Here is a 26,751-nt window from a genome sequence, read left to right as displayed (position 1 = left end):
GCGACACTTCTACGAAACGCCGCTGAATCTGGCGTCCCCTAGGGGATTCGAACCCCTGTACTCACCGTGAAAGGGTGATGTCCTAGGCCTCTAGACGAAGGGGACAAAATCTTTTCAGATCTGTCTGACTTTCGCTATTCACTTCTCATCAACAGCGAAGGCCGGAATTCTAACTGCTTTGGATCATTCTGTGAAGCATTTATTACTACCACTACTGCTTCGCAAATCAATCCAATTTGTTCTGTTGGTGGAGGTAAGCGGGATCGAACCGCTGACCTCTTGCATGCCATGCAAGCGCTCTCCCAGCTGAGCTATACCCCCTTGCAGAACAGAAATGAGATTATATGGACCGACTTTGAACTTGTAAATACCCTTTTTGCGATTCGAGCGAAATTTTTTGCGAAGCCGCCGCGATCTCACGCGCAGACAGCTTCGCTCACGCACGAACCTCAGGCCAGCGCGGCCTCGATGCGCGACACCACGACGTCGCGACCGAACAGCACGAGCACCGCATCGATCGACGGCGTGTGCGTCGTACCCGCCACCAGCAGGCGCACCGGCATCGCGAGTTGCGGCATCTTCAGCTTGTGCGTGCCGAGCGTCGCCTTCAGCGCGGCGGACACCGCTTCCTTCGTCCAGTCGGCCGCCTTCAGCGCGACGACGAGATCGGCCAGCGCCGGCCGCACCGCATCGGTCACGTGCTGCGCGAGCGCATCGGCTTCCGGTGCCGGCACGCGGTAGAACATCCCGGCACCTTCCGCGATCTCCTTGACCGTCGTCGCGCGATCCTTCATCAGGCCGACCACGGCGTCGAGCGCCGGGCCCGTCGCGATCGCCGCGTCGTCAATGCCGAGCGCATCGAGGAACGGCTTCGCGAGCGCGGCGAGGCGCGCGTTGTCGGCTTCCTTGATGTAATGCGCGTTCAGCCAGCTCAGCTTGCTGTGGTCGTACTGCGCGGGCGACTTGCCGAGATGCTCGAGATCGAACCATTCGACGAACTGCTCGCGCGAGAAAATCTCCGCGTCGCCGTGCGACCAGCCGAGGCGTGCGAGATAGTTGACGACCGCTTCGGGCAGGAAGCCCGCGTCGCGATACGCCATCACGCTCATCGCGCCATGCCGCTTGCTCATCTTCTCGCCCTGCTCGTTCAGCACGGTCGGCAGGTGCGCATAGACGGGCGCCTCTCCGCCGAGCGCATTCAGGATGTTGATCTGGCGCGGCGTGTTGTTCACGTGGTCGTCGCCACGGATCACGTGCGTGATGCCCATGTCCATGTCGTCCACCACCACGCAGAAGTTGTAGATCGGCGTGCCGTCCGGGCGAGCGATCACGAGGTCGTCGAGCTCCTCGTTCGAGATCTCGACGCGCCCCTTCACGGCGTCGTCCCACACGACCGTGCCGGTCAGCGGATTGCGAAAGCGCAGCACGGGCTTCACGCCTGCCGGCGGCTCGGGCAGCACCTTGCCGGGCTCCGGACGCCACGTGCCGTCGTAGCGCGGCTTCAAGCCGGCCTCGCGCTGGCGTTCGCGCAGCGCGTCGAGCTCCTCGGCCGACATGTAGCACGGGTACGCGAGGCCTTTCTCGAGCATCTGCGCGAGCACCTCGCGATAGCGGTCCATCCGCTGCATCTGGTAGATCGGGCCTTCATCGAAATCCAGGCCGAGCCATTGCATCCCCTCGAGGATCGCATCGACCGCTTCCTGCGACGAGCGCTCGACGTCGGTATCCTCGATGCGCAGCACGAACGTGCCTTTCATCTTGCGGGCGAACGCCCACGGATAGAGCGCTGAGCGGATGTTGCCGAGGTGGATGAAGCCGGTGGGACTCGGCGCGAAGCGGGTACGGACAGGACGGGTCATAAACGGTAACTCGAACGCCTGGGGCGCATGAATGATTCGACGCGGGATCGACGGCGGCTGCCCGGACAGCAATGGGGCCGGCGACGCCCGGAACGGGAAAGAAGCCGGAATTATACTCGCGCCGGACATCGCGCCAAGCGCACCGCTTGCATTATGATGTGCGCGCCGCGGCCGCCAACCGGCGCGGCGCCGGCCGCACGGAACCTGCCGCGCGGCCGCTCGGAACCTATCGCCGCCGCGGGCCGTGTAACCCGCCGCCAAGCCGCCGGAGAACCATTCGATGTCGTCCCCTCGCCTGTCGCGCCGCCATTTCACGATCGCGTGCGCGTCCGCCAGCCTCGCCGCGTGTACGTCGTTCGGCGGCAAGTCCCGTCCCGACAACGCATCCAACCCCGCGCAGCCGAACGAGAAGCCCGTGAAGATCGGCATCGCGCTCGGCGGCGGCGCCGCGCGCGGCTTCTCGCACATCGGCGTGCTGAAGGCACTCGAGGCGCGCGGCATTCCGATCGAGATCGTCGCGGGCACGAGCGCGGGCTCGGTGGTCGGCGCACTCTATGCGTCGGGCATGAGCGCGCTGCAGATCAACAAGATCGCGCTCGACATGGATCAGGCGGCGATCAGCGACTGGGCGCTGCCGTTCCGCTCGCGCGGCCTCTTGCAGGGTGTCGCACTGCAGAACTTCCTGAACAAGACGCTCAACAACCGATCGATCGAGAAGATGGCGAAGCCGCTCGGCATCGTCGCGACGGATCTGCAGAGCGGCCAGCCGATCCTGTTCCAGCAAGGCAACACGGGGCTCGCGGTGCGTGCGTCGTGCAGCGTGCCGTCGGTGTTCGAACCGGTGAAGATCGGCAACCGCGAATACGTCGACGGCGGCCTCGTGAGCCCGGTGCCGGCGTCGTACGCGCGCAAGATGGGCGCGAGCTTCGTGATCGCGGTCGACATCTCGGCCCGGCCGGACGGCGCGGCGACCAACAACCCGATCGAGATGCTGCTGCAGACCTTCACGATCATGGGCCAGACGATCAAGACCTACGAGCTCGACAAATACGCGGACGTCGTGGTCCGCCCGAACCTCGCGGCGATGGGCGGCAGCGACTTCAACCAGCGCAACGCGGCGATTCTCGCAGGCGAGGAAGCAGTCGCGCGCATCATGCCGGAACTGCAGCGCAAGCTCGCGGCGGCGCGCGGCGTGGCCGCCGCGTAAGAAGCACGCTGGTCGCGGGACGGGACGGCACACGCCGCCGCCCCGCGACCAGCTGAACGACTTCCGCGTCGTCGCCTGCGCCGGCCCCAAAACAAAAAACCCTGCGGCCTTTCGGCGACAGGGTTTTTTCGATCCGGTCCGACTGTCCGGCGAACGTCAGTTATTGCCGCTCGCAGAATCGTCGCCGATCGTCGCGCGCACGCGCTGGCGCAGATCCTCGGCCTTCATCGGGAACTCCGACTCGAGCCGGCGCGCGCCGGTGAAACGCTTTTCCCAGTAGCCGCTGTCGAGATCGTCGACACGAACGGTGCTGCCCGTCGACGGCGAATGCACGAACTTGTTGTCGCCAATATAAATGCCGACGTGCGAGAACGTGCGGCGCATCGTGTTGAAGAACACGAGGTCGCCCGGCTTGAGGTTACTCATGCTCACCTTCTCGCCGACCCGGCTCATCTCTTCCGCGCGACGCGGCAGCGACATGCCGAGCGTGTCCTGGAACACGTAGCGGACGAAACCGCTGCAGTCGAGGCCCGAATCCGGCGAGTTGCCGCCCCAGCGATAACGCACGCCGATCATGTTCAGCGCGCCGACGACGACGTCACCTGCCTTGCCCGCCATGCCGGCAAGGAACGACTTCGCGCCGCCGCCCGACGGCTGGGCACTGGTCTGCTGGAGGGAGGAACCCGACCCGATTTGAGTCGAATTCGTGACATTCTGATTAAAACTACTGACTTCGTCGGCGAACGCGCCGGGAACTGCTGCGAACAGGGCGCCGATGAACAGCCCGGCGATGGTGCGCGCGCATGCCTGGGTCAGGGATCGATGCTGCATTGGTCGATGGAATGTGCTTAAAAATCAGCTGATTGGCGGAAAATTTCGGTCGATACTAGCCAGCGCGTAATCGTTTGTCAAAACAAATTAAAAAATACAATCGAGATCATCAGACCATTTGACGCCTATCACGCTTTCCAGACCGCTTTCAACAGCTTTTGTGTGTAAGGATGTGACGGTTTAGTGAAGATGTCGGCGACGTCTCCCGACTCGACGACGGCGCCATCCTGCATCACCGCGACGCGGTGCGCCATCGCGCCGATCACCTCCAGATCGTGGCTGATGAATACATAGCCGAGGTTGTATTTCTGTTGCAAGTTGGCGAGCAGTTTCAGCACCTGCTGCTGGATCGACACGTCGAGCGCGGAAGTCGGCTCGTCGAGGATCAGGATGCGCGGCTCCAGCACCAGTGCGCGCGCGATCGCGATCCGCTGGCGCTGCCCGCCGGAGAATTCGTGCGGATAGCGGTGCAATACCGTGCGGTCGAGGCCGACTTCGCGCAGCACCGCGAGCGACTTCGCGCGGCGCGCATCGGGCGTCATTTCCGGGCGATGCAGCTCGAGCCCCTCGCCGACGATCCGTTCGATCGTATGACGCGGCGAAAGCGAACTGAACGGGTCCTGAAAGACGACCTGCATGTTCGAGCGCAGCGCGGTCCGTTCGCGGCCGCGATAGGTCGACAGCGCGCGCCCCTGGAATTCGATCTCGCCGCCGGCCGTCTTCTGCAGCCCGAGCAGCGCCATCGCGAGCGTCGACTTCCCGGAACCCGATTCGCCGACGATGCCGAGCGTTTCGCCCTGTCGCACCGACACCGACACGTCCGCGACGGCCGTCACGGGCACCGTGCCGAACCAGCCCGCGAAGCCCGGCCGCTTGCGTGCGAACTGCACGCTCACATGGCGAGCGTCGAGCACGACGGGCGCGATCGGCATCACCGGCGCGACCGCGCGTTGCGGCCGGCTGTTCAGCAGCCGCTGCGTATACGGATGCTCGGGCTCCGCGAAGATCCGCTCGACCGGCCCGCTCTCGACGAGCCGGCCGTGCTCCATCACCGCGACGCGATCGGCGAAGTGGCGCACCAGATTCAGGTCGTGCGTGATCAGCAGGATCGCCATCCCGCGCTTTTCCGCCTCCTCGCGCTGCAGTTCCAGCAGCAGCTCGACGATCTGCGCGCGGATCGTCACGTCGAGCGCGGTGGTCGGCTCGTCGGCGAGCAACAGGCGCGGCCGGCACGCGAGCGCCATCGCGATCATCGCGCGCTGCCGCTGGCCGCCCGACAACTGGTGCGGGTAGCTGTCGACGCGCTTGTCGGGTTCCGCGATGCCCGTGCGCGCGAGCAGCGCGATCGCGCGCTTGCGCGCCTCGACGGCCGATACGCCGTCGTGCAGCACGATCGTCTCGCCGATCTGCGCGCCGATCGTATACAGCGGGTTGAGCGCCGTCATCGGCTCCTGGAAGATCATCGCGATGTCCGAGCCGCGCAGCCCGCGCATCTCGCGCTCGCTCTTGGTAGAAAGGTCCTGCCCCGCGAAGCGGATCGCGCCGCTCACGTCGGCGTCGTACAGCAGCCGCAGGATCGACAGCGCGGTCACGCTCTTGCCCGAACCCGACTCGCCGACCAGCGCGACGCGCTCGCCGCGGCCGATCGCGAGCGTCACGTCGTCCACCGCGACCGTGTCGCCGAAGCGTACATGCAGACGTTCGAGCGACAGCAGCGGCTCGTCGTGCTTCGATACGACCGTTTCGCTCATCGCTGGCCTCCCGCCGCACGTATCGAATCGGCGATCCGCGTGTCGAGCGCGTTGCGCAGCGCATCGCCCATGAAGGTCAGCAGCAGCAGCGTCGCGACCAGCACGCCGAACGTCGACAGCGAGATCCACCATGCGTCGAGGTTGCCCTTGCCCTGCGCGAGCAGCTCGCCGAGGCTCGGCGTAGGCGGCGGCACGCCGAGCCCGAGGAAATCGAGGCTCGTCAGCGCGAGGATCGCCCCGCTCATCCGGAACGGCAGGAACGTGATCACCGGCGTGAGACTGTTCGGCAGCACGTGGCGCCAGATGATCTGCCAGTTCGTGAGCCCCATCGCGCGCGCCGCGCGCACGTAGTCCTGCGTGCGGTTGCGCAGGAATTCCGCGCGCACGTAGTCGGCCAGCCCGATCCAGCCGAACAGCGACAGCAGCACGATCAGCAGCAGGAAGCTCGGCTCGAAGATCGACGCGAAGATGATCAGCAGGTACAGCTCGGGCAGCGAACTCCAGATCTCGATCAGCCGCTGCCCGACGATGTCGATGCGTCCGCCGAAGAAGCCCTGCACGGCGCCGGCGGCGATCCCGAGCAGCGTGCCGATCACGGTCAGGATCAGCCCGAACTCGACCGACACGCGGAACCCGTACACGAGCCGCGCGAGCAGGTCGCGTCCCTGCGCGTCGGTGCCGAGCCAGTTCTGGCGCGACGGCGGCGCCGGGTTCGGCACGTTCGAGAAGTAGTTCAGCGTGTCGTAGTAATAGCGGTTCGGCGGGTAGACGACGAAGTTGCCGGGCGCCTCGAGCCGCTTGCGCACATACGGATCGAGATAGTCGGCCGGCGCCGGGAAATCGCCGCCGAAGGTCGTCTCCGGGTACGCATGGAACAGCGGGAAATAATATTGGCCGTCGTAGCGCACGACGAGCGGCTTGTCGTTCGACCACAGCGGCGCCGCAAGGCTTGCGGCGAACGCGACGACAAAGATCACGAAGCTCCAGTAGCCGATGCGCTGCTGCCGGAAGCGCTGCCACACGCGGCGCGCAGGCGACGGCGACACGTGCGCGCGCGCCACGTCGATGCGGGACGACACGACGGCCCGGTTCATCGCGCACCTCGCCCGGTGACGCCGGGCATGCAGACGGACGGTTTCATGTCAGCGCTCCAGGTTGTCGAATTGAATGCGTGGATCGACCCACACATAGCAGAGGTCGGAAATCAGCTTGGTCGCGAGCCCGATCAGCGTGAACAGGTACAGCGTGCCGAGCACGACCGGGTAATCGCGGCGCACCACCGACTCGTAAGACAGCAGCCCCAGGCCATCGAGCGAGAACAGCGTCTCGATCAGCAGGCTGCCGGTGAAGAACGCGCCGATGAACGCGGCCGGGAAACCGACGATCAGCGGCAGCATCGCATTGCGGAATACGTGCTTCCACAGCACGCTGCGCTCGGAGAGTCCCTTCGCGCGCGCGGTCAGCACGTATTGCCGGCGGATCTGGTCGAGGAACGCATTCTTCGTGAGCATCGTCACGACCGCGAAGCTGCCGACGACCGACGCCGTGATCGGCAGCGCAATGTGCCACAGGTAGTCGAGCACCTTGCCGACCAGCGACAGCTCGGCGAAGTTGTCCGACGTGAGGCCGCGCAGCGGAAAGAGCTGCCAGAACGAGCCGCCGCCGAACAGCACGAGCAGCAGCACGCCGAGCACGAAGCCCGGGATCGCATAGCCGACGAGCACGACGAGGCTCGTCGCGACGTCGAACGGCGAACCGTTGCGCACGGCCTTCGCGATGCCGAGCGGCACCGATATGAGATACGTGAGGAAGAACGTCCACAGCCCGATGCTGATCGACACGGGCAGCTTCTGCACGATCAGCGACCACACGCTCTGGTGGCGAAAGTAGCTGTCGCCGAGATCGAAGCGCGCGAAGCGCTTCAGCATCAGCCAGTAGCGCTCGAGCGGCGGCTTGTCGAAACCGTACAGCGCCTTGATCTGCGCGAGCTGCTGCGCGTCGACGCCGGTGTGCGCACGCATCCCGAACGGCACCGCGCCCTGCTCCGTCGCGCCCTTGCGCAACTCCTGCACGGTCTGCTCGACCGGGCCGCCCGGCACGAACTGGGTCACCGCGAACGTGAGGGTCAGCACGCCGACGAGCGTCGGGATCATCAGCAGCAGGCGTTTGAGGATGTAGCTCCACATAGGGCGTCGACTCGTGATCGGTAGGCTGGGTTGGACGAAGGGCCGGCGCGGGTCAGTGATCGGGCTTCGCCCACCAGGTCGACACGACCCAGCCCTCGGCCGAATAGTACAGCGGCAGCGTTTGCGGATAGGCGAGCGTGCGCTTGTACGCGATCCGGTGCGTCGTGCTGTACCACTGCGGGACCGCGTAGTAGCCGTGCATCAGCACGCGATCGAGCGCGTGCGTCGCGTCGAGCAGCTCGTCGCGCGTCTGCGCGGTGCCGAGCGCGTGCAGCAGCGCGTCGACGGCCGGCGACTTCAGCCCGATGATGTTGTCGGAGCCCGGTACGTCGGCGAACTTGCTGCCGTAACGCGAGAACTGCTCGGCGCCCGGCACCTGCACGCCCGGCAGGCGGACCGTCGTCATGTCGTAGTCGAACGCGTCGAGGCGCTTTTGCAGCAGCGCGTAATCGGCCGTGCGAAAGCGTGCGTCGATGCCGAGCTTTGCCAGATTGCGCCGGTAGGCGGTCACGACACCTTCCATCGCGCCGCCCGCATCGTCAAGGATCTCGAACGTGAACGGCTCGCCCTTCGCATTGCGCAGCGCGCCGTCGCGATAGGTCCAGCCGGCCTGCGCGAGCAGCGCGCGCGCCTTCAGCAGGTTCGCGCGCAGCGAGCCCGGCGGGTTCGTGTCCGGCTGCGCGACCATCGGGCCGAACACGGCCGGATCGAGCTGCGCGCGCAGCGGCTCCAGCAGCTTCAGCTCGCCTGCGCCCGGCGTGCCGGTCGCCTGCAGGTCGGTGTCGGCGAAATAGCTGTCGAGACGCGTGTAGGCGCTGTAGAACAGTTGCCGGTTCAGCCATTCGAAGTCGAAGGCGAGATCGAGCGCCTGGCGCACCCGCGCGTCGCGGAACAGCGGCCGGCGCAGGTTCATGAAGAAGCCCTGCATGCCCGCGCCGTTGTGCTGGCGGAATTCGCGCTTGACGAGCTCGCCGCTGTCGAAACGCTTGCCGACGTCGCGCCGCGCCCAGTTGCGTGCGATGTACTCGACGAGCACGTCGTATTCGCCGGCCTTGAACGCCTCGAGCCTCGTGACGCCGTCGCCGTATAGCTTGTAGACGATCCGCTCGAAATTGTGGGTGCCGACCCGCACCGGCAGGTCGGCGCCCCAGTACGCGGGGTTGCGCCGGTAGGTGATCGTGCGGCCGTTGTCGTAGCGCTCGATCAGGTACGGGCCGCTGCCGATCGGCTGCTCGAACGCGAGCTGGTCGAACGGGATGCGCGAGCCGTCCGCGCGCAATCCCCACTTGCGCGAGAACACCGGCACGCCGCCGGCGATCAGCGGCAGCTCGCGATTCGCGCTGCGGAACTCGAAGCGCACGGTGGCCCGGTCGACGACCACGGCCTTCGCGATTTCCGCGAAATAGGCGCCGAACTGCGGTGCGGCCAGCCTGCTCTTCAGCGTGTCGAACGAAAACTTGACGTCGTCGGCCGTGACGGCGTCGCCGTTCGAGAAGCGTGCGCGAGGATTCAGGTGGAACGTGACCGAACGGCGATCGGGCGCAATGTCGATATCGTCGGCAAGCAGCCCGTACGCGGATGCCGGTTCGTCAGAGCTGCCCGTCGCCAGGCTCTCGAACAGCATGTCGATGCCCGGCGCGGAGTTGCCGCGCATCGTGAACGGATTGAACTTGTCGAACGACGTCAGCCGGTTCGGGTTCGCGAGCACGAGCGTGCCACCCTTCGGTGCAGCGGGGTTGACGTAATCGAAATGCTTGAAGCCCGGCGGATATTTCGGCTCGCCGTACTGTGCAATCGCGTAGGCCGCGTGCGCGGCCGTCGCGGCCAGCGCCGCCTGCAACGCAAACACCGCGGCACCGCGGCCGGCGGCCCGTGCGGCACGCAGCGCGCCGAAACGGACGCGCGCGATGGCGGCCCGGGGCGAACCCTTCGTCATAGAGGCCCTGTCGGTCGAATGAGGGTAGTAACGTGGGACGATTCTACCCATTCATCCTTCGAGCCAAAAGAAAACCGCCACTCGGGCGGTTTCTTCACGAACGGACAGCGCGCCCGCGTCACCCGGGCGCAGCGTGTCGATCAGCGCCAGCCGTTGTGGCGGCCATGATCCCAGTGACCACGATCGCGATCACCGCCCCAGCCGCGGCCATGGTGGCGATACCACTCGTCGCGGCCCCAGTAGCGGCGGCCGTCCCAATAGCGATCGCCGTGCCAGCCGATCACGATCGCCGGCGCCGGCGCATAGACGGGCGCAGGTGCATACACGGGCGCCGGCTGATAGATGACCGGCGGCGGCGGCGCATACACGGGCGCGGGTGCGACGTAGACCGGTGCCGGCACGCCGACGTTGATCCCGACATTGACTCCCGCCATTGCTGCGCCCGACACGAGCAAGGCCGTCATAGCGGTCAAGAGCGAGGCAACACGCAAGGTCTTCATGGATTCCTCTTCTGATTGTGTCATGTGGTGATTCGACTATAACGGCAAGCACCGTCCCCGCATATTTCAAGTTTGTAAGAACTGATGCGCGGCATCGCAACGGGAAGCGTGCGCTAACGTCTTGTAACAATCGGCGCCGGCCAGCCCTCACCGCGACCTTTCCTAAAACAACTTTCATCCTGGTCCGCGCCCGGCGTTAAGCGGCGCCGCGCGCACTGCGCGAGCCGAACCGGGTTCCCGCCACACTTCGGCACCTCGCTGACAGGCCGGCGCCCCGCGCCGGCGGAGACCTCGCCGATGCTGAAACTCGTCCGACTCGCGCTCGCGCGCCCCTACACCTTCATCGTCCTCGCGCTGCTGATCCTGATCGCGGGACCGCTCGCGGCGCTGCGCACGCCGACCGACATTTTTCCCGACATCCGGATTCCGGTCATCAGCGTCGTGTGGAACTACGCGAGCCCGCAGCCGGCCGACATGCGCGGCTGCGCAACGTATCGATCGCGACCGATCTCGGCACGCGCGTCGAGATCGCATCGGGGCTCGCAGCCCGCGACCGCGTGATCGACAATCCGCCCGATTCGCTCGCGGACGGCGACCCCGTGCGCATCGCGGGCACCGCGAGGATGGAGCGTGCGCATGGCTGACCGCCTGCTCGCCGGGTTGCTGGGCAGCGTCGCCCTGCTCGCCGGCCGTTCGCTGGCGCCGGCCTATCGCGCGCCGGCCGCTCCGCTTCCGGCTGCCTTTCGCGAAACGGGCCCGTGGGTCGATGCCGCGCCGGCCGACCGCCTATCGCGCGCCGGCCGCTGCGAGGCAGCGGCCAGCCCGACATGTACGAGTCGAACACGCTCGAAGCGGGGCTCGGCTACGACGTCGATCTGTAGGGCAAGGTCCGCAACACGGTCGCGGCCGGCCGCGACCTCGCCTCCGTCCGGCTCAGCCTGCAGGCCGCCGTCGCCAGCACCTATTTCGATCTCGCGGGGCTCGACCGCGAAGCGGATACGCTCGCGCAAACGATCGACACATACCGCCGCGCGTGGCAACTGACGGTCAACTGCCATCGCGGCGGCCTCGCATCGGGGCTCGACGTTTCGCGTGCGCAAACCCAGCTCGCGCTCGCACGGGCGCGCGCGTCCGACATCGCCGCGCGCCGCGCGCTCGACGAGCACGCGATCGCCGCGCTCGTCGGCGTATCCGCGTCGACGTTCTCGCTGCCGCCCGCCGCCGCGCTGCCGCGCGTTCCGTCGATTCCGACCGGATTCGCGTCGACGCTGCTCGAACATCGTGCTGCAGGCGTTTCGCGAAGTCGAGGACGATCTCGCGCTGCTGCACCGCCTTGGCGACGAATCCGGCCAGGACGACGCGGCGCTCGTCGCGGCCCGGCATTCGCTTGCGCTTGCGATGTCGCGCTATCGCGACGGTGCCGTCAGCTATCTCGACGTGGTCATCGCGCAGACGACCGAACTCGATACGCAGATCGCGTCGCTCGATGCCGATGCGCGACGCCTGCAGGCGTCCGTCGGGCTCGTGCGCGCGCTCGGCGGCGGCTGGCGCGACGCGCGTTCATGAACGTTTCTTCATCGGCGCGCCGGGCGCCTTGAAGTCCGCGCCCGATAACGTGTTTCCGGCCGGCATCGCACACGCGGCGCCGGCCACCGCCATACGAAAAGGACCACGCCATGAAGACATCGATGTTCGCCATCCTCCTCTCCGCCTTCTGCGTCGCGCTGCCCGGCCGGGCCGGCGCAACGCAGCCCACCGCGGCCACCGCGCCGCAGACGCCCGCACCGTCGTCGCCACACGCTGCATGGAATACGCCGCAGGCAATGCCGCTGACGCGTGCGCAGGTCTATCGCGAACTCGTCCATGCCGAACGCGACGGCCAGCTTGCGCAACTCGATCGCGAACTCTATTCGCACTGACCGCACGCGACCGGGCAGGCCGCGCGACGCGCGGCATGCCCACCGTCCACAAACGTGGCGCGATTCCGCACCGTCATGCGCCCGAGTCGAACCTGAACCCGAATCGCGCAACCGTTTCGATGCGCGCGGAAAAGGCGTGCGCGGCCAGCTTGCGCCGCAGCCGGACGACCAGCGCATTGACCGTTTCGGGTTCGATGTCGGCATCGCCCCATGCGTAACGCAGCACGGCATCGCGCCCGACCGGTCGCCCCGATGCGCGCAACAGGCATTCGACGAGGCGGAATTCCCGTGCGCTGAGCGCCAGCCTCCGCCCCCCCTCTTCGAGGGCGCGCGTCGCCGTGTCAAGCCGGACCGGCTCGCGCATCTCGATGACGCCTGCGCGGCGCCACAGCGCGCGCAAACGCTCGTGCAATTCCACGAACGAACACGGATGGGCAAGGCACACGTCGCAGCCGGCCTGCAGCATCCGCGCACGCTGTGTCGGTGTTGCACCGGCGACGATCGCGGCGATCGTCGCGCCTGCGGCCGATCCGGCGAGTCGCGGCAATGCATCGAGGACCGCCGGGCCGTCAGCCGCATCGGGCGCAATGATCACGATTGCATCGAACCGGTCCTGCGTCGCCGCGAAGCAGCCGTCGCGCCATTCCCCGACACGCTCGACGCCGTGTGTGCTCTCGCGAAATGCCTTGTCGAGCCGCGCCGCCTCCGGATGCGGCGGAGCAATCAGCAGGATGCGCATCGACCGTTCCCCGACGCCGTCATGCCAGCGAGCGCGGCCAGCATTCGACCGTAATCGCCGCACCGGCGGGCTGCGCATCGCCGATCCGCAGCGCGAAGCCGTGCACGTGCATCACCGCCGATACGATGCTCAACCCGAGCCCCGAGCCTTTCACATGACGCGTGTGCTCGCCGCGATAGAAGCGTTCGAGCACCGCGTCGCGCTCGCCGGGCGGGATGCCGGGCCCGGTGTCCTCGAACCGGACGAGCGGGCCGCCCGGCGTCGAGCGGAGTACGGCGCGCACGCGGCCACCCGGCGGCGTGAACTTGATGGCGTTGTCCGCGAGATTGCTGAACGCCTCGAACAGCAATGCGCGGTCGCCGTGAATGCCGTCGACCGGTGCCGCGTCGAGTTCGAACGATACGTCGACGGCTTCGGCGAGCGGCTCGTAGAGTTCGCACACGTCGCGCAGCAATGCTGCGACGTCGACCGCGGCAAAGCCGCCGCGCCTGCTCAGCGTACCGATCTCGGAGATGCGCAGCATTGCGCGAAAGCGCTCGAGCAGCCGGTCGGTCTCGTCGCGCGCCGACGCCAGCAGCGCCGCCGATGCGGGATCGTCCGCACAAAACGGCTGCTCGGCCAGTCGCGCCAGCATCGTATGCACGCGCGCGAGCGGCGTGCGCAGATCGTGCGCGATGCCGTCGCAGGTATGACGCACCTCGCCCATCAGTCGCTCGACTTCGTCGAGCATGTGATTCACGAGATGCGCGAGCAGGTCGAGCTCGTCGTAGCGGCCGACCGGCAGCCGCTTGCCGAGATCGCCCTCGGCGATCTGCCGCGTGGCGCGCCGGATCGCGGCGACGCGGCGCATCTGCCGCATGCCGAGCATGCTGCCGCCCGCGATGCCCGCGATCAGGATCATCACGCCGCCGATCACGAGCCCGCGGATCGCGACATCGCGGATCTGGATGAAATGCGACAGGTCGCGCGCGACGACCAGCGTCATCCCGTTGTCGCGGCGCACGGCCATCGCGCGCGTGATCCGTGCGGGCTGACCGTCGAGCGGCACAAGCGTGCGGTTCAGCGTGCGTCCGTTGCGATCCGTACGCAGCGCGGGCAGCGTCGCGATGTCGCCGGCCACGCGGCGCCCGGCCGCGTCGAACAGCCCGTAGAAACTCGTATGCAAGTGTTCGTGCTCGAGTCGCCGGTGGATCGCGAGCGGCAACTGGGCATCGGGAATCGAATCGAAATAGATCAGTTGCCACGCGAGCACCTCGTCGGTGTCGCGCGCCATCGTGTGCGTCGCGGCGACGCTGATCACGCCCGCGAGCAGCAGCAGCGAAACCGAGAAGATCGCCGCATACGCGCACAGCCAGCGAAACGTCGTCGTATGCCAGCGGCGTGTGAAGTTCGCCGCGCGGGCCGCATCCATCCGTGCCTCCGTTACGCGAGCATGTAGCCCGAACCGCGCACCGTCTGGATCATCGGGTTCGCGCCGGGCGGGTCGATCTTCTTGCGCAGCCGGCCCATGTGGACGTCGATCAGGTTGGTACCGGGATCGAAGTGATAACCCCACACGGCCTCGAACAGCATCGTGCGCGTGATCGTCTGGCCCGCGTTGCGCATCATGAATTCGAGCACGCGAAACTCGGTCGGCAGCAGCGGAATCTCGTCGGCGCCGCGGCGCGCGCAGCGCGAAATCAGGTCGAGCTCAAGCGCACCGACCTTCAACAGTGTCTGCTGCGGCACACCCGACGCCTGCCGGCGGCGCAGCAGCACCTCGATGCGTGCGCTCAGTTCGCCGGAGTCGAATGGCTTCGTCAGGTAATCGTCGCCGCCCGCGCGCAGCCCGCGGATGCGCTCGTCGACATCGCCGAGCGCGCTCAGCATCAGCACCGGCGTATCGATGCCGACCGTGCGCATCGCGGTCAGGATCGCGAGGCCGTCTGCGCCCGGCAGCATCCGGTCGAGCGTGATCGCGTCGTACGATGCGCTCATCGCGCGCATCATCCCTTCGCGGCCGTTGTCGATCCAGTCGACCTCGAACCCGCGCGCGGTCAGTTCGCCGACGATTTCGTTCGCGGTCACTGCATCGTCCTCGACCGTCAGTACTCGCATGCCTGTCCTCGCAATGAACTTCATGACGGGCGCACGCCATGCGCCCGCGGTTATCGTAGACGACGCGATCGCCGTCCGGCGCCAGATGAAAATTGCTTCATCCGGCGCCGGGGCCAACGCGCGTGAAACATGTTTCATCCATGCGTCGCCCGCCCGCTCGTGCGCTCCGCCTACGCTGACGTCATGCGGCATCGGGCCGCGAACACAGGAGCCACCGAATGAAACTGTCGACCACCGTCGCCTGCATGCTGTTCGCATGCGCGAGCACCGCCGCGTTCGCGGCACCACACCTGACGCCGCAGGAATGCAACGCCTACCCGTTCGTTCACACGGGCCACGAAGTCACGCACGCGGACCTCGTGCGCGAGCTGACCGAACTCGAACAGGCCGGCTACGATCCGGCGCACGCGAGCCCCTACTACCCGGACGATCTCGACGCCGCGAAGCATCGGCTCGCCGCCGAGTACCGTACGGACTGCACGCATGCGCTGACGGCGGACGCGGGCAAGCACTGACCGCTCGCACCACGCAGCAGGAATAAAAAAGGCGGCACTCGCGTGCCGCCTTTCTTTCATGAACGCGCATGGAAATCGACCGCTGCGCCGCGACGCCGCTCAGCGCGACATCATGTTCATGCTGACGTTGTGCATCACCCACAGCGTGCCGACGATCAGGATCGCCGCGGTCAGCACCGTGTAGCTGAATGCCATCACGTTCCAGCGCTGGCCCGACGAACCGTTCATGTGCAGGAAGTACACGAGGTGCACGACGATCTGCACGAATGCCAGCACGGCCAACGCGATCAGCGACGCATGCGGCGACAGCACGCCGCCCATCACGAGGCCGAACGACGCGGCCGTGAGCAGCACCGACAGGATGAAGCCGGCGACGTAGCCGCCGACACTGCCGTGCCCTTCTTCGAGTTGAGACGAATGCGAATGGGCCATTTAGATCACGCTCGCGAGATAGACAAAGGAAAACACGCAGATCCACACGATGTCGAGGAAGTGCCAGAAGAGGCTCAGGCACGTCAGGCGCCGCAGGTCGCGATCGGTCAGGTCGCCGCCGCGGAACACGATCTGCCCGGCGAGCACGAGCATCCACAGCAGGCCGGCCGTCACGTGCAGCCCGTGCGTGCCGACCAGCGTGAAGAACGCCGACAGGAACGCGCTGCGCTGCGGGCCGGCGCCTTCCGCGATCAGGTGCGAGAACTCGCGCAGCTCCATCGCGAGAAACGCCGCGCCGAGCACGAACGTCACCGCGAGCCACGCGAGCAGCGCGCCGCGCCGCTGCTTGTATGCAGCGAGCATCGCGAAACCGTACGTGATGCTCGACAGCAGCAGCGCGGCGGTTTCCACCGCAACGCCCGGAATGTCGAACAGGTCTTTCGCGGTCGGCCCGCCCGCATACTGTTGGCCGAGCACCGCGAATGTCGCGAACAGCGCCGCGAAAATCACGCAGTCGGTCATCAGGTACAGCCAGAAACCGAACACCGAATGCGACGGCGGATGGTCGTCGTGCTCGAGCAGGGTTGCGCTCAAGGTTTTCTGCAACATCAGTTGGCCTCCAGTTCCACGTCGTCGACACGCGCAGGCACGCGCTTGGTCGGCTGCTTGTCTTCGATCTTCCGCACCGTCGACGCGGGGATGTAATAGCCGTCGTTATCGCGCGAGCTGTAGATCACCAGCGTCGCGACGATCCCGACGAGCCCGGTGATCGCGAGCCACCAGATGTGCCACACCAGCGCGAAGCCGAGCACCAGGCTGAAAATCGCGACCACGAGGCCCGCGCAGGTATTCGACGGCATGTGGATATCGCGGATCGACGCCGGGTTCGGCCGGCCTTCGCCGCGCGCCTTCAGGTCCGCGTACGCGTCGAGCGTGCGCACCTGCGGGATCACCGCGAAGTTGTAGTCGGCCGGCGGCGACGAGGTCGCCCACTCCAGCGTGCGGCCGCCCCACGGGTCGCCCGTCGTGTCGCGGTATTCAGGCAGGTTGCGGTTGCGGATGCTGACCACCAGTTGCAGCAGCTGGCATGCAATGCCGATCGCGATCAGCACGGCGCCGAACGCGGCGACCAGCAGCCACGGATGCCAGGCCGGGTTGTCGTAGTGGTTCAGGCGACGCGTCATGCCCATGAAGCCGAGCACGTAGAGCGGCACGAAAGCGACGTAGAAGCCGACCTGCCAGAACCAGAACGCGGCCTTGCCGAGCTTCTCGTTCAGCTTGAAGCCGAATGCCTTCGGGAACCAGTAGTTGAAGCCCGCGAGATAGCCGAACAGCACGCCGCCGATGATCACGTTATGGAAGTGCGCGATCAGGAACAGGCTGTTGTGCAGCACGAAGTCCGCACCGGGGATCGCCATCATCACGCCGGTCATGCCGCCGAGCGTGAACGTGACCATGAAGCCGATCGTCCACAGCACCGGCGTCGTGAATTCGATCCGGCCGCGATACATCGTAAACAGCCAGTTGAACACCTTCACGCCGGTCGGGATCGCGATGATCATGGTCATGATGCCGAAGAACGCGTTCACGTTCGCACCCGAGCCCATCGTGAAGAAGTGATGCAGCCACACGAGGAACGACAGCACCATGATCGCGCAGGTCGCGTATACCATCGTCTTGTAGCCGAACAGCGGCTTCTTCGCGAACGTCGCGATGACCTCCGAGAAGATGCCGAACGCCGGCAGAATCAGGATGTACACCTCCGGATGGCCCCACGCCCAGATCAGGTTCAGGTACAGCATCGCGTTGCCGCCGGCTTCGTTCGTGAAGAAGTGCATGCCGAGGTAACGGTCGAGGCCGAGCAGCGCGAGCGTCGCGGTCAGGATCGGGAACGACGCCATGATCAGCACGTTGGTGCAGAGCGCGGTCCACGTGAACACCGGCATCTTCAGCAGCGTCATGCCCGGCGCGCGCATCTTGATGATCGTCACGAAGAAGTTCACGCCGGTCAGCAGCGTGCCGACGCCCGAGATCTGCAGCGCCCACAGGTAGTAATCGACGCCTACCCCCGGGCTGAACTGCAGCTCCGACAGCGGCGGGTACGCGAGCCAGCCCGTCTGCGCGAATTCGCCGATCACGAGCGAGATGTTGATCAGGATCGCGCTGACCGCCGTCATCCAGAAGCTCAGCGAGTTGATGAACGGAAATGCGACGTCGCGTGCGCCGATCTGCAGCGGCACGATCAGGTTCATCAGGCCGACCATGAACACCATCGCCATGAAGAAGATCATGATCACGCCGTGTGCCGTGAAGATCTGGTCATAGTGGTGCGGCGGCAGGTAGCCGGGCGCGTTGTACGCGAGCGCGAGCTGCATGCGCATCATGATCGCGTCGGCGAAGCCGCGCAGCAGCATGATCAGCGCGACGATGATGTACATCACGCCGAGTTTCTTGTGGTCGACTGTCGTCAACCATTCCGTCCACAGCCATTTCCACCGGCCGGTGATCGTCAGCGCGGCGAGAATGCCCAGCACGGCCAGCCCCATGAAGGCGCCTGCCACCATGATGATGGGCTGATCGAACGGGATCGCCGATAGTGTGAGTTTGCCGAACATGCGTTACCCCTTCGTGCCGCAGGCGGCGTCCTTCAGGTCGAGGACGTGGCCATCGTTGTATTTCGCGATGATGTTGTGGAAGAGCCGCGGATCGACCGACGAGAAATAGCGCACGGGCGCCTTCTCGCTCGGCTGCGCGACGGTGCCGTATACGGTCGCGTCGAGCCGGTCCGGCGATGCCTTCACCTTCTGCACCCATGCATCGAACTGTTCGCGCGGCTCGGCGAGCGTGCGGAATTTCATGTCGGAGAAGCCGCGGCCGCTGAAGTTGGCGGACGTGCCCGCGTAGTTGCCGGGCTCGTCGGCGATCAGGTGCAGGCGCGTCTGCATGCCGGCCATCGCGTAGACCTGGCCGCCGAGCTGCGGAATGAAGAACGAGTTCATCACCGAATCCGACGTGATGCGGAAGTTCACCGGCGTACCCACCGGAATCGCGAGCTGGTTCACCGACGCGATGCCGAGTTCCGGATAGATGAACAGCCACTTCCAGTCGAGCGCGACGACCTCGACGTCGATCGGCTTCACCGACGACTCGAGCGGCTTGTACGGGTCGAGCTCGTGCGTAGTCTTCCACGTGAGCACGCCGAGAAACAGGATGATCAGCGTCGGCACCGTCCAGATCACGACTTCGATCGCGGTCGAGTGCGACCAGTTCGGCGCGTAGGTTGCGTTGCGGTTCGATGCGCGGTAACGCCACGCGAACCACAGCGTGAGCAGGATCACCGGCACGACGACGATCAGCATCGCCCAGGTGGACGTCGCGATCAGCGCCTTTTCGGCTGAACCCACGCTTCCTTTCGGATTTAGTACATCTAAATTACAGCCTGACAGGCTCAGCGCCGCGCCGATTGACATCAGCGCCGACCAGCCTCTTGAAGCTCTTGTTTTCATCACACAGCCCGAGGGTCATTGAATCCGTTTGCGTATGCCCGATGCGCATTCGATCCACGAAAGTGGCCGAATCATACGTCGCGCGGGTGCGATGAAAAACCGGTGGATGCGGCAAATCATCATTGCAAAATCTGTTGTGAGACACATTGTCGCGGGGCAATTTCACGCAGCCGGAAGCGGGCCCGGCGCCGCAAGCGCCGGACCGCGATCGATGTGTGCGCAACCGCTGCATCGCCGTGCGATGCGCCCCGCTCTCGCGGCGCGCCGCGATCAGCCGTGCGTCGATGCCATGTACGCCGGCTGCGCGTGCACCGGGCCGTCCGCTGCCGGCACCTTCGAACGGCTGGCTTCGTCGATCAGCTTGCCGACGGTCGGATCGATCGCGTCGGTAAACGGTTTCGGATCGATGCCGATCGCCAGCACGATCAGCGCGAGCGACGCGAACATCGCGATCTCGCGACGATTCAGGTCGGCGAGCTTCGCGATCCGCTGGCTCGAGACCTTGCCGAACACGACGCGCTTGAGCATCCACAGCGTGTACGACGCGCTGAGGATCAGCGTCAGCGCCGCGATCGCGCCGATCCAGAAGTTGAAACGGATCGCGCCCATGATGACCATGAACTCGCCGACGAACCCCGACGTGCCCGGCAGGCCGACGTTGGCCATCGCGAACAGCAGCGTGAAGGTCGCGAAACGCGGCATCACGCCCGCCACACCGCCGTACGCGGCGATCTCGCGCTGCTTCGTCCGATCGACGAGCACGTTCACGCACAGCAGCATCGCGCCCGCGACGAAGCCGTACGACACGAGCTGCACGATCGCGCCTTCGACGCCGATCCGGTTGAACAGGAACAACCCGAGCGTGACGATGCCCATGTGCGCGACCGTCGAATACGCGAGCAGCTTGCCGAGATCGGTCTGCGCGAGCGCGATCAGGCTCGCGTAGACGATCGCGAACAGCGACAGCGCGATCACGGCCGGTGCGAAGAAATGGCTCGCGTCGGGCGTGATCGGCAGCGCGAAGCGCAGGAACCCGTACCCGCCGAGCTTGAGCATCGCGAGCATCAGCGCGGCGCCCGTCGGGCCGTCCGTGTACACGTCGCTCAGCCACGTGTGGACCGGCCACATCGGCACCTTGACCGCGAACGCGACGAAGAAGCCGAGGAACACCAGCAACTGCGGTGCGAAACCGAGCTGCAGCGTGCGCCACACGGCCAGGTCGAACGTATGCGACTGCGCGTACAGGTACAGCATCGCCATCAGCAGCAACAGCGAGCCGGCGAACGAAATGAAGAAGAACTTCACGGCCGCGTACACGCGGCGCTCGCGCCCCCACGTGCCGATCAACAGGTAAAGCGGGATCAGCGTCGCCTCGAAGAAGATGAAGAACAGCAGCCCGTCCTGTGCGGCGAACACGCCGACCATCAACCCCGACAGGATCAGGAACGACGCGTAGTACTGCGCGACGCGCACCGTGACCGCTTCCCACGACGCGACCACCACCATGAGCGTCGTGAATGCGGTCAGCACGACGAGCCACAGCGACGCGCCGTCGATGCCGACCCGCCATCCCGAATTGAACGCCGCCAGCCAGTTGCGGCTTTCGACGAACTGCATCGCCGCCGAGTGTGCATCGAAACCGGCGACCAGCGGGACGACGGCGACAAGCCCCGCCAGCGCGCCGGCGAGCGCAATCAGTCGCGTCCGGCGTGGATGACGGTCGGAACCGGCGCGCAGCAGGCACGCACCGAACAGGATCGGAACCCAGATGGCCAGGCTCAGGAAGGGAAAATCATGCATGTCAACAAGGCCTTGATGAGGTTGCGCACTGCATCGGGGACAGGCGAAACGAAAGAAACGAAATCAAATCGACAGATAGATTTCGTGAATCGCCAATGTTGGCAAAATGTAAAGCGGCACCACGCGAAAACTTGATGTCGCTCAAGCGCAATCGGGTTAACCAGCATAAGGCGATCGATTATTTTTTGCATCGCAGCAGCGCATCGATTTTCGGCATCGGCGCAGAACGCTGTTTTTTATGAGTAATTTTTTGTATTGCGCGATGAGGGATGCGGTGAGAATCGACGCGGCGCCGCAATTTTGGTGTCGACACATCATTTCGGAGCACCGAAACTCGCTGGTTGACGCCGCGTCGGGCAGCGATCGAACGGCGCTTCCAGCCTTACATCACTGCTTTCATTTTTATTTCGTTCGGCGTTGCTCGATACAGGTCAGGCGCGCATGGCCGACCCACCGTTTGGCGTCGCTGCAGGCACCGCATCGTTCATGTTCCCGGCCGCTAGCGCTGATGACTCAGACGGTCCCACAGGCGCACCATACCTTCCAGAGTGGCTCATTACCGGCCCAAGCATTCTTCAGCATTGAATATCCCCAACGGCTCTATATGCATGCCATGGCTCGCGCGAACGGCTATTTTCTTTTACACGCCTCGCTCAGAATTGCGCCGTAAGCTGAAATCCAAGCGTGACGCGCGCGGTCTCGAAACCTGAAGGCTTGTAGACAGGTGTACCTGCAAAGAGGTCGTAAGCATATGCGCCGAAGCGCGTCGATACGCTGCCCTTCACGCCGATCACCGCTCCTGCCAGTTGCGTGCCAACCAAGGCAACCGGCTCCGGGCCCCAGACCCGACCGTAGTCGAGACCGGCATAGGCCGCGAGCCCGGTCTGCGCGATGGGGACCTGCAATTCGTTGCGCCAGTAGAACCCACGCGATCCCGCCAGCAGCGTTTCACCGTCGAATCCCCGCACGGTATAACGGCTGCCGATCGTGACGCTATCGAGGTATGAAACCGTGTTGCCGGTGTACTGACCATGAAAGGTCGTCACATATTTGAACGGCTGCGCGCCGATGACGAACGGCGTCGACAGGTTCGCATCGAGCACGACCATCTTGAATCGGTAAGTCTGTCCCCCCTCCGCCGCGAACATGCTGTCGGTCGAACCGAGCCAGCCCAAGCCCTGACGATAGGCAAGCGAGCCGTCGAACTGCGACGAGCCGAAATAGTGTCGGTCGTTCAACCCGAATTCGAGAAAGGTCGCGTTCTGGTGCGACGACGGTATCGTCGTGCCTTCGATGTAGCTGTCGCCGAAACGGCGCGTCAGGCGAACCTGCGCACCGAACACATCGTTTCGGCTGCGTGCCAACACGCGGTTGAGCTTGAAGTCGACCGTCTTCATGTTGCCGCTGGCAACGAACGTCTGGTTCACGGCCGCGAGCGGTTGAAAGTACGTGCTGGTATAGGCCGACAGGGTACCGGTCCAGTATCCCCAAGGAATCGAGTAGAACGCATTCCAGCCGTGCGAACCGAAACGCTTGTCGCCAAACTCCAGGTCCTGGTTGAAGCCGACGTTGAAGATGTCGTTCAGGCCCAGCGGGTTGTCTATGCCGAGCGACACATTGCCTTGCAGCTTGCCGGTTGCGCGCGTGCCCGAATTGTCGATGGACGCAACAACGGTCCATGGCTTGCCGCGCTTCACGTCGAGCACGACATCGCTCTCACCGGGCATGTCGCCCGGTGCAATCCGCATCGACACGTCCTGACTTGAGACGCGCTTCATCTGCTCAAGCCCTTGCTCGATGTCACGCAGGTTCAACACGTCGCCGTCGCGAGTCGGGAAAGCGGTCTTCCACGTTCCGCGCAACTTCTCGTCCTCGAAACGTACGTGACGGATCACGCCCGGAATCAGGGCGAGCTTCAATGTGGCAGTGGACAAATCCTGCTCTGGCACGAGCACGCGGGTCGTGATGTAGCCGCGTGCGAGGATGGCTTGCGATAGTCCCTTTACGATCAGGTCGACGCCTTGCTTACCTACGCATTGGCCGGCGTAGTGCGCAAGCCAGTCGCGCGCAAAGGCGAAGCGGTCCATCGGCAATGCTGACGCGCCTTGCGCCTTTGATGCGGCCGGTAGCGAGTCGGGCACGTCGAGCGCGAAATGATCGATTCGAAAGCACGGTGTTTCGGTCGGCAATACGGGATAGGCTTCCGGACGCGGCACGTCCGAGCGCACGCCCGGCGCTTGCACGGTGGCTTCTCGCTGCAGCGCATCACGGCGCTGCTGAGCTTGCTGATTCTGCTCGGCGTTCGCGCGGGCAGCGGCGGCCTGGTCACTGGGAGACGGCGCCTGTTGTGCTTGCGCAGCAAGCGTGATCAGAGTAGTGATTGGTAAAACCGCCAGCCGTCTGGTCGTTTTCATTTAATTATGTTTTGAATTGACGGGAATAGACAACAAACATCCCCGTTATCGATAAAACACTGATCATCAATCCGCATCAGCGTCTCCCCCTGACTGAGGTTTAAATCAATTCCCCGAAACTCCGAGCCGCGCATCCTGCCGCAACTTCTCAACCAATTGATTCCATACATTCTCGTATAGGGGAAATGATTCCTCAGCCTGAGAAGCGGCTCTAGCCCGCATCACAGTCGCCAGAAAAATTGACAGCCCGTTAGAGTTCAACGATTCCGTTGAGATAAAGCTCATCCCGCCCTCTTCCATCGGAAGGTAAACCTCATCCTTAATCCACATGTCGGACGAGTGAAACTGATCACCGATTCGACTGACCAAATAATCCAATTGACTCGCACCCACCTGAACGCGAACGTCTTTAGAAATAATTATCGATCCCGCCATTTCGGCCTCACTTGATCAGAAGTGAAATCGACAAATTTAAATTCACAAATCAAATCTCGCAATAACATCGCGAACCTCTTCCTCTCTTTCAGAGAATTCATCCCCAAAGGCCAGCAATGTCACCTTCAATGCATTTCGAAACGCCTGGGCGTCAAAGATACTTTCAGATGGCTCAATTCCACTCACATCGGCATCAGCCCACACCTTGTACACCCCAGGGTGATCTGCGTCTGGGATATGGTCTATTTCCCATTCGGAATCGCCCCCCAATCCCCATTAGGCTGCAATATCAGAGTGAGCCAGTGATCCAGGGGCACTGACTGTGCGACCACCCATGTAAGAACCCTATATAGTAGTTGCTCGGGTCCCTCGACTTCATGCGCATGACCCCACTTCATTTCGCACCTCGTATCGGATATGCGGTAGGAACCGACGGAGGCGAACCCGGTGTCACTCTGATAGGCACCGCGAATTCATCACTACACTGAAATTCCCAAATTTGACGGAAGGTCGGTCACGAAATTCGCTCTCGGACCATATTGCGGCGCCAATTCACGGATACTCTTCGACAGAGAAGCTCTTTCAGCATCCGTCATTTTTTGCAATTCACTACTAATTTGCTCCAACAACTCCATTGATGCATCCGGATCGATGATGTTCTCATCAGAATATTCCAAAAATATCGAAACATCGACAACTATTCTTGCGAGGTACTTATTTTCCATTTGACGGGACCACCTTCACAGTGATGTTGGTTATTCCGAGATTATCAAACATTTTTTGAGCCCGAGTCGCCAGGCATGTCGCCCGGTGCGATCCGCATCGACACATCCTGGCTTGAAACGCGCTTCATCTGCTCAAGCCCTTGTTCGATGTCGCGCAGGTTCAACACGGCGCCGTCGCGAGTCGGGAAAGCGGTCTTCCACGTTCCGCGCAACTTCTCGTCCTCGAAACGCACGTGGCGGATCACGCCCGGAATCAGGGCAAGCTTCAATGTGCCAGTGGACAAATCCTGCTCCGGCACGAGTACGCGAGTCGTGATGTAGCCGCGTGCGAGGATGGCTTGCGATAGTCCCTTTACGATCAGGTCGACGCCTTGCTTACCTACGCATTGGCCGGCGTAGTGCGCAAGCCAGTCGCGCGCAAAGGCGAAGCGGTCCATCGGCAATGCTGACGCGCCTTGCGCCTTTGATGCGGCCGGTAGCGAGTCGGGCACGTCGAGCGCGAAATGATCGATCCGGAAGCATGGTGTTTCGGTCGGCAATACGGGATAGGCTTCCGGACGCGGCACGTCCGAGCGCACGCCCGGCGCTTGCACGGTGGCTTCTCGCTGCAGCGCATCACGGCGCTGCTGAGCTTGCTGATTCTGCTCGGCGTTCGCGCGGGCAGCGGCGGCCTGGTCACTGGGAGACGGCGCCTGTTGTGCTTGCGCAGCAAGCGTGATCAGAGTAGTGATTGGTAAAACCGCCAGCCGTCTGGTCGTTTTCATTTAATTTTTTGATTCGCGAAGATAGGCCGCAAAAAAATTGGCCCGCTATAGACACACCACTCGACCATCAATTAGCACCAATGCCCCAATTTATCCAATCCACCGAAGTCGATGAAACGAGCATCCTGTCGCAATTTCTCAATCAACTGATTCCATAGATCCTCGTACATGGCGAACGATTCCTCATCCTGAGAAGCATTTTTAGCTTGCATCACGGTTTTCAAAAAAATCACCAACTCACTCGGATTCAACGATTCCGTAGAGACAAACGTCATCCCTCCCTCATCCATAGGAAGGTAAACTTTAGCCTTAACATGCATACCCGACGAGTCAAATCGACCACCGATTCGATCAATCAGATAACCAAACTGCCCCGTACTCACCGAAACACGCACATCCTTAGAAATAACTATCGATCCTGCCATTTTCTGCCCACTTAACTGGACAACAGCCCTGTCAGATAGATAAGCACCTGTATTTGTAGCAACAAATAATTACGATTGATGCCACATTCCCCAATCTCTCAAGTGCGCTCTTGACACACTCCCAAGGTGCACTTCCATACGCGTCAAAAAGGCATCATCCCCACGTGCTTGCGTATAGAGAGACTCCAATAGGCCCGTTGCAACAAAGGTCTTCAGATCGACGCTCTTTGACCTCATCCCCCGCTCGATAGTATCGAAGATATAAGCTCTGTCTTCGGGGGAATATTCGTCGAATCTTTCGGCCACGCTCTTTCCCAGCCTTCCGAAGAGGAGCGTAGTAGGAATGTCTGCCCCCCAATTCTCGACAGCCTCATCTCTAGCCAGCCGAAGAGATTCTATTTTCATCAAATCGCCAACAAAATCTTTCCATGTGTTCATCGCCTTCCTTTCAATGCATTCTGGAGATCTCTCAGATCGTTCTGCGCTACCGAACGATCGCTGAATGCAGCATCTAGATTTGACGCGAACCATTCTTGCAGCGCCGTTGAATAATCTTGCACTTTCCGAGTATGGAAAACACCATCGGCTGGACTCCCAGTCTCGGCTTCATAGCAAACCGCATCAGCAGTACTAGCAGTACTCCCGGTGCCAATCCGGGCACCATCGCGATAGATGGTCATCCATCAGTCCACTGAACTTCGTGTCCGTCA

The 26,751-nt window shown here is 63.7% G+C and carries 25 protein-coding genes, 2 tRNA genes and 4 pseudogenes; 6 read left to right on the top strand and 25 right to left on the bottom strand.

Annotated features, from left to right (window positions below):
- Positions 1-29: 29 nt before the first annotated feature.
- From DM992_RS10060 to gltX, 3 genes are all read right to left on the bottom strand, one after another.
- Positions 30-105 (bottom strand) — tRNA-Glu (locus DM992_RS10060).
- A 140-nt stretch (positions 106-245) separates the two neighbouring features.
- Positions 246-321 (bottom strand) — tRNA-Ala (locus DM992_RS10055).
- Positions 322-449: 128 nt separating this feature from the next.
- A complete protein-coding gene (gltX, locus tag DM992_RS10050; protein WP_111016694.1) occupies positions 450-1,859 on the bottom strand; it encodes a glutamate--tRNA ligase in 1,410 nt (469 codons plus the stop codon).
- A gap of 280 nt (positions 1,860-2,139) precedes the next feature.
- Between gltX and DM992_RS10045 the strand changes: the two genes are divergently transcribed.
- A complete protein-coding gene (locus DM992_RS10045; protein ID WP_111016693.1) occupies positions 2,140-3,066 on the top strand; it encodes a patatin-like phospholipase family protein in 927 nt (308 codons plus the stop codon).
- A 156-nt stretch (positions 3,067-3,222) separates the two neighbouring features.
- Here the strand turns inward: DM992_RS10045 and DM992_RS10040 are convergent, their stop codons facing one another.
- The 6 genes from DM992_RS10040 to DM992_RS10015 form a co-directional block, all read right to left on the bottom strand.
- Positions 3,223-3,897: a C40 family peptidase gene (locus tag DM992_RS10040; RefSeq protein WP_111016692.1), complete on the bottom strand. Its 675-nt coding sequence runs from the start codon at positions 3,895-3,897 to the stop codon at positions 3,223-3,225.
- Between the two features lie 128 nt (positions 3,898-4,025).
- Positions 4,026-5,648, bottom strand: a complete 1,623-nt coding sequence (locus DM992_RS10035) for a dipeptide ABC transporter ATP-binding protein (RefSeq protein ID WP_111016691.1) — start codon at positions 5,646-5,648, stop codon at positions 4,026-4,028.
- Positions 5,645-6,742 carry an ABC transporter permease gene (locus tag DM992_RS10030; RefSeq protein WP_111016690.1) on the bottom strand — a complete coding sequence of 366 codons (1,098 nt, stop codon included), beginning with the start codon at positions 6,740-6,742 and terminating at the stop codon, positions 5,645-5,647. Before DM992_RS10030 ends, DM992_RS10035 begins: the two co-directional genes overlap by 4 nt.
- 48 nt (positions 6,743-6,790) lie before the next feature.
- A complete protein-coding gene (locus DM992_RS10025; RefSeq protein WP_111016689.1) occupies positions 6,791-7,834 on the bottom strand; it encodes an ABC transporter permease subunit in 1,044 nt (347 codons plus the stop codon).
- A gap of 52 nt (positions 7,835-7,886) precedes the next feature.
- Complete coding sequence (locus DM992_RS10020) at positions 7,887-9,770, bottom strand: extracellular solute-binding protein (RefSeq protein ID WP_111016688.1); 1,884 nt, start codon at positions 9,768-9,770, stop codon at positions 7,887-7,889.
- A gap of 140 nt (positions 9,771-9,910) precedes the next feature.
- Positions 9,911-10,270: a hypothetical protein gene (locus tag DM992_RS10015; protein WP_111016687.1), complete on the bottom strand. Its 360-nt coding sequence runs from the start codon at positions 10,268-10,270 to the stop codon at positions 9,911-9,913.
- Positions 10,271-10,567: 297 nt separating this feature from the next.
- On the opposite strand from DM992_RS10015, the pseudogene DM992_RS10010 reads away from it, so the two are divergent.
- The 4 genes and pseudogenes from DM992_RS10010 to DM992_RS09995 form a co-directional block, all read left to right on the top strand.
- Positions 10,568-10,726 (top strand): annotated as a pseudogene (locus DM992_RS10010) (efflux RND transporter permease subunit); the annotation flags it as partial.
- 17 nt (positions 10,727-10,743) lie between these two features.
- Positions 10,744-10,914: pseudogene (locus tag DM992_RS42660) on the top strand (efflux RND transporter periplasmic adaptor subunit); the annotation flags it as partial.
- Positions 10,907-11,836 (top strand): annotated as a pseudogene (locus DM992_RS10000) (TolC family protein). The pseudogenes DM992_RS42660 and DM992_RS10000, both read left to right, overlap by 8 nt.
- Positions 11,837-11,946: 110 nt before the next feature.
- Positions 11,947-12,189, top strand: a complete 243-nt coding sequence (locus DM992_RS09995) for a DUF4148 domain-containing protein (RefSeq protein ID WP_111016686.1) — start codon at positions 11,947-11,949, stop codon at positions 12,187-12,189.
- A gap of 73 nt (positions 12,190-12,262) precedes the next feature.
- Here the strand turns inward: DM992_RS09995 and DM992_RS09990 are convergent, their stop codons facing one another.
- The 3 genes from DM992_RS09990 to DM992_RS09980 are packed head-to-tail and all read right to left on the bottom strand — an operon-like array spanning position 12,263 to position 15,025.
- Entirely contained in the window at positions 12,263-12,928 is a 666-nt protein-coding gene (locus DM992_RS09990; protein WP_111016685.1) for a response regulator transcription factor, read from the bottom strand.
- Positions 12,929-12,947: 19 nt separating this feature from the next.
- The gene (locus tag DM992_RS09985) at positions 12,948-14,339 is read right to left on the bottom strand and encodes a HAMP domain-containing sensor histidine kinase (RefSeq protein WP_111016684.1); all 1,392 of its coding nucleotides are present in this window, start codon (positions 14,337-14,339) and stop codon (positions 12,948-12,950) included.
- A gap of 11 nt (positions 14,340-14,350) precedes the next feature.
- The gene (locus DM992_RS09980; protein WP_006483985.1) at positions 14,351-15,025 is read right to left on the bottom strand and encodes a response regulator transcription factor; all 675 of its coding nucleotides are present in this window, start codon (positions 15,023-15,025) and stop codon (positions 14,351-14,353) included.
- A 218-nt stretch (positions 15,026-15,243) separates the two neighbouring features.
- Between DM992_RS09980 and DM992_RS09975 the strand changes: the two genes are divergently transcribed.
- Positions 15,244-15,540 (top strand): DUF4148 domain-containing protein, encoded by a 297-nt coding sequence (locus tag DM992_RS09975; RefSeq protein WP_111016683.1) that lies wholly within the window; start codon positions 15,244-15,246, stop codon positions 15,538-15,540.
- Between the two features lie 99 nt (positions 15,541-15,639).
- Here DM992_RS09975 and cyoD read toward each other — a convergent pair whose 3' ends face one another.
- From cyoD to DM992_RS41600, 13 genes and pseudogenes are all read right to left on the bottom strand, one after another.
- Positions 15,640-15,972, bottom strand: a complete 333-nt coding sequence (gene cyoD / locus DM992_RS09970; RefSeq protein WP_011352504.1) for a cytochrome o ubiquinol oxidase subunit IV — start codon at positions 15,970-15,972, stop codon at positions 15,640-15,642.
- Positions 15,973-16,581 carry a cytochrome o ubiquinol oxidase subunit III gene (cyoC, locus tag DM992_RS09965; protein ID WP_111016682.1) on the bottom strand — a complete coding sequence of 203 codons (609 nt, stop codon included), beginning with the start codon at positions 16,579-16,581 and terminating at the stop codon, positions 15,973-15,975. It abuts the gene before it with no gap.
- A complete protein-coding gene (gene cyoB / locus DM992_RS09960; RefSeq protein ID WP_111016681.1) occupies positions 16,581-18,587 on the bottom strand; it encodes a cytochrome o ubiquinol oxidase subunit I in 2,007 nt (668 codons plus the stop codon). The genes cyoC and cyoB overlap by 1 nt, the downstream gene beginning before the upstream one ends.
- A 3-nt stretch (positions 18,588-18,590) precedes the next feature.
- Positions 18,591-19,478: a ubiquinol oxidase subunit II gene (cyoA, locus tag DM992_RS09955; RefSeq protein WP_111016680.1), complete on the bottom strand. Its 888-nt coding sequence runs from the start codon at positions 19,476-19,478 to the stop codon at positions 18,591-18,593.
- 270 nt (positions 19,479-19,748) lie between these two features.
- Entirely contained in the window at positions 19,749-21,278 is a 1,530-nt protein-coding gene (locus tag DM992_RS09950) for an NADH-quinone oxidoreductase subunit M (RefSeq protein ID WP_111016679.1), read from the bottom strand.
- A gap of 653 nt (positions 21,279-21,931) precedes the next feature.
- Positions 21,932-23,692, bottom strand: coding sequence for a ShlB/FhaC/HecB family hemolysin secretion/activation protein (locus DM992_RS09945; RefSeq protein WP_111016678.1), 1,761 nt, complete (start codon positions 23,690-23,692; stop codon positions 21,932-21,934).
- Between the two features lie 105 nt (positions 23,693-23,797).
- On the bottom strand, positions 23,798-24,127 hold the full coding sequence (locus tag DM992_RS43375; protein WP_111016677.1) for a hypothetical protein: 330 nt from the start codon (positions 24,125-24,127) through the stop codon (positions 23,798-23,800).
- A 42-nt stretch (positions 24,128-24,169) separates the two neighbouring features.
- Positions 24,170-24,340: a hypothetical protein gene (locus DM992_RS41605; protein WP_162631627.1), complete on the bottom strand. Its 171-nt coding sequence runs from the start codon at positions 24,338-24,340 to the stop codon at positions 24,170-24,172.
- A gap of 266 nt (positions 24,341-24,606) precedes the next feature.
- Positions 24,607-24,852: a hypothetical protein gene (locus tag DM992_RS09935; protein ID WP_111016676.1), complete on the bottom strand. Its 246-nt coding sequence runs from the start codon at positions 24,850-24,852 to the stop codon at positions 24,607-24,609.
- A gap of 62 nt (positions 24,853-24,914) precedes the next feature.
- A pseudogene (locus DM992_RS09930) lies at positions 24,915-25,616 on the bottom strand (POTRA domain-containing protein); the annotation flags it as partial.
- 71 nt (positions 25,617-25,687) lie between these two features.
- Positions 25,688-26,041, bottom strand: a complete 354-nt coding sequence (locus DM992_RS09925; protein WP_162631626.1) for a hypothetical protein — start codon at positions 26,039-26,041, stop codon at positions 25,688-25,690.
- A 69-nt stretch (positions 26,042-26,110) separates the two neighbouring features.
- On the bottom strand, positions 26,111-26,479 hold the full coding sequence (locus tag DM992_RS09920) for a hypothetical protein (protein ID WP_111016674.1): 369 nt from the start codon (positions 26,477-26,479) through the stop codon (positions 26,111-26,113).
- Entirely contained in the window at positions 26,476-26,721 is a 246-nt protein-coding gene (locus DM992_RS41600) for a type IV secretion protein Rhs (protein WP_162631625.1), read from the bottom strand. Before DM992_RS41600 ends, DM992_RS09920 begins: the two co-directional genes overlap by 4 nt.
- Positions 26,722-26,751: the final 30 nt, after the last annotated feature.

Source organism: Burkholderia sp. JP2-270, from assembly GCF_003233675.1.
Taxonomy (GTDB): Bacteria; Pseudomonadota; Gammaproteobacteria; order Burkholderiales; family Burkholderiaceae; genus Burkholderia; species Burkholderia pyrrocinia_C.
This window is presented reverse-complemented; position numbering and strand designations above follow the sequence as displayed.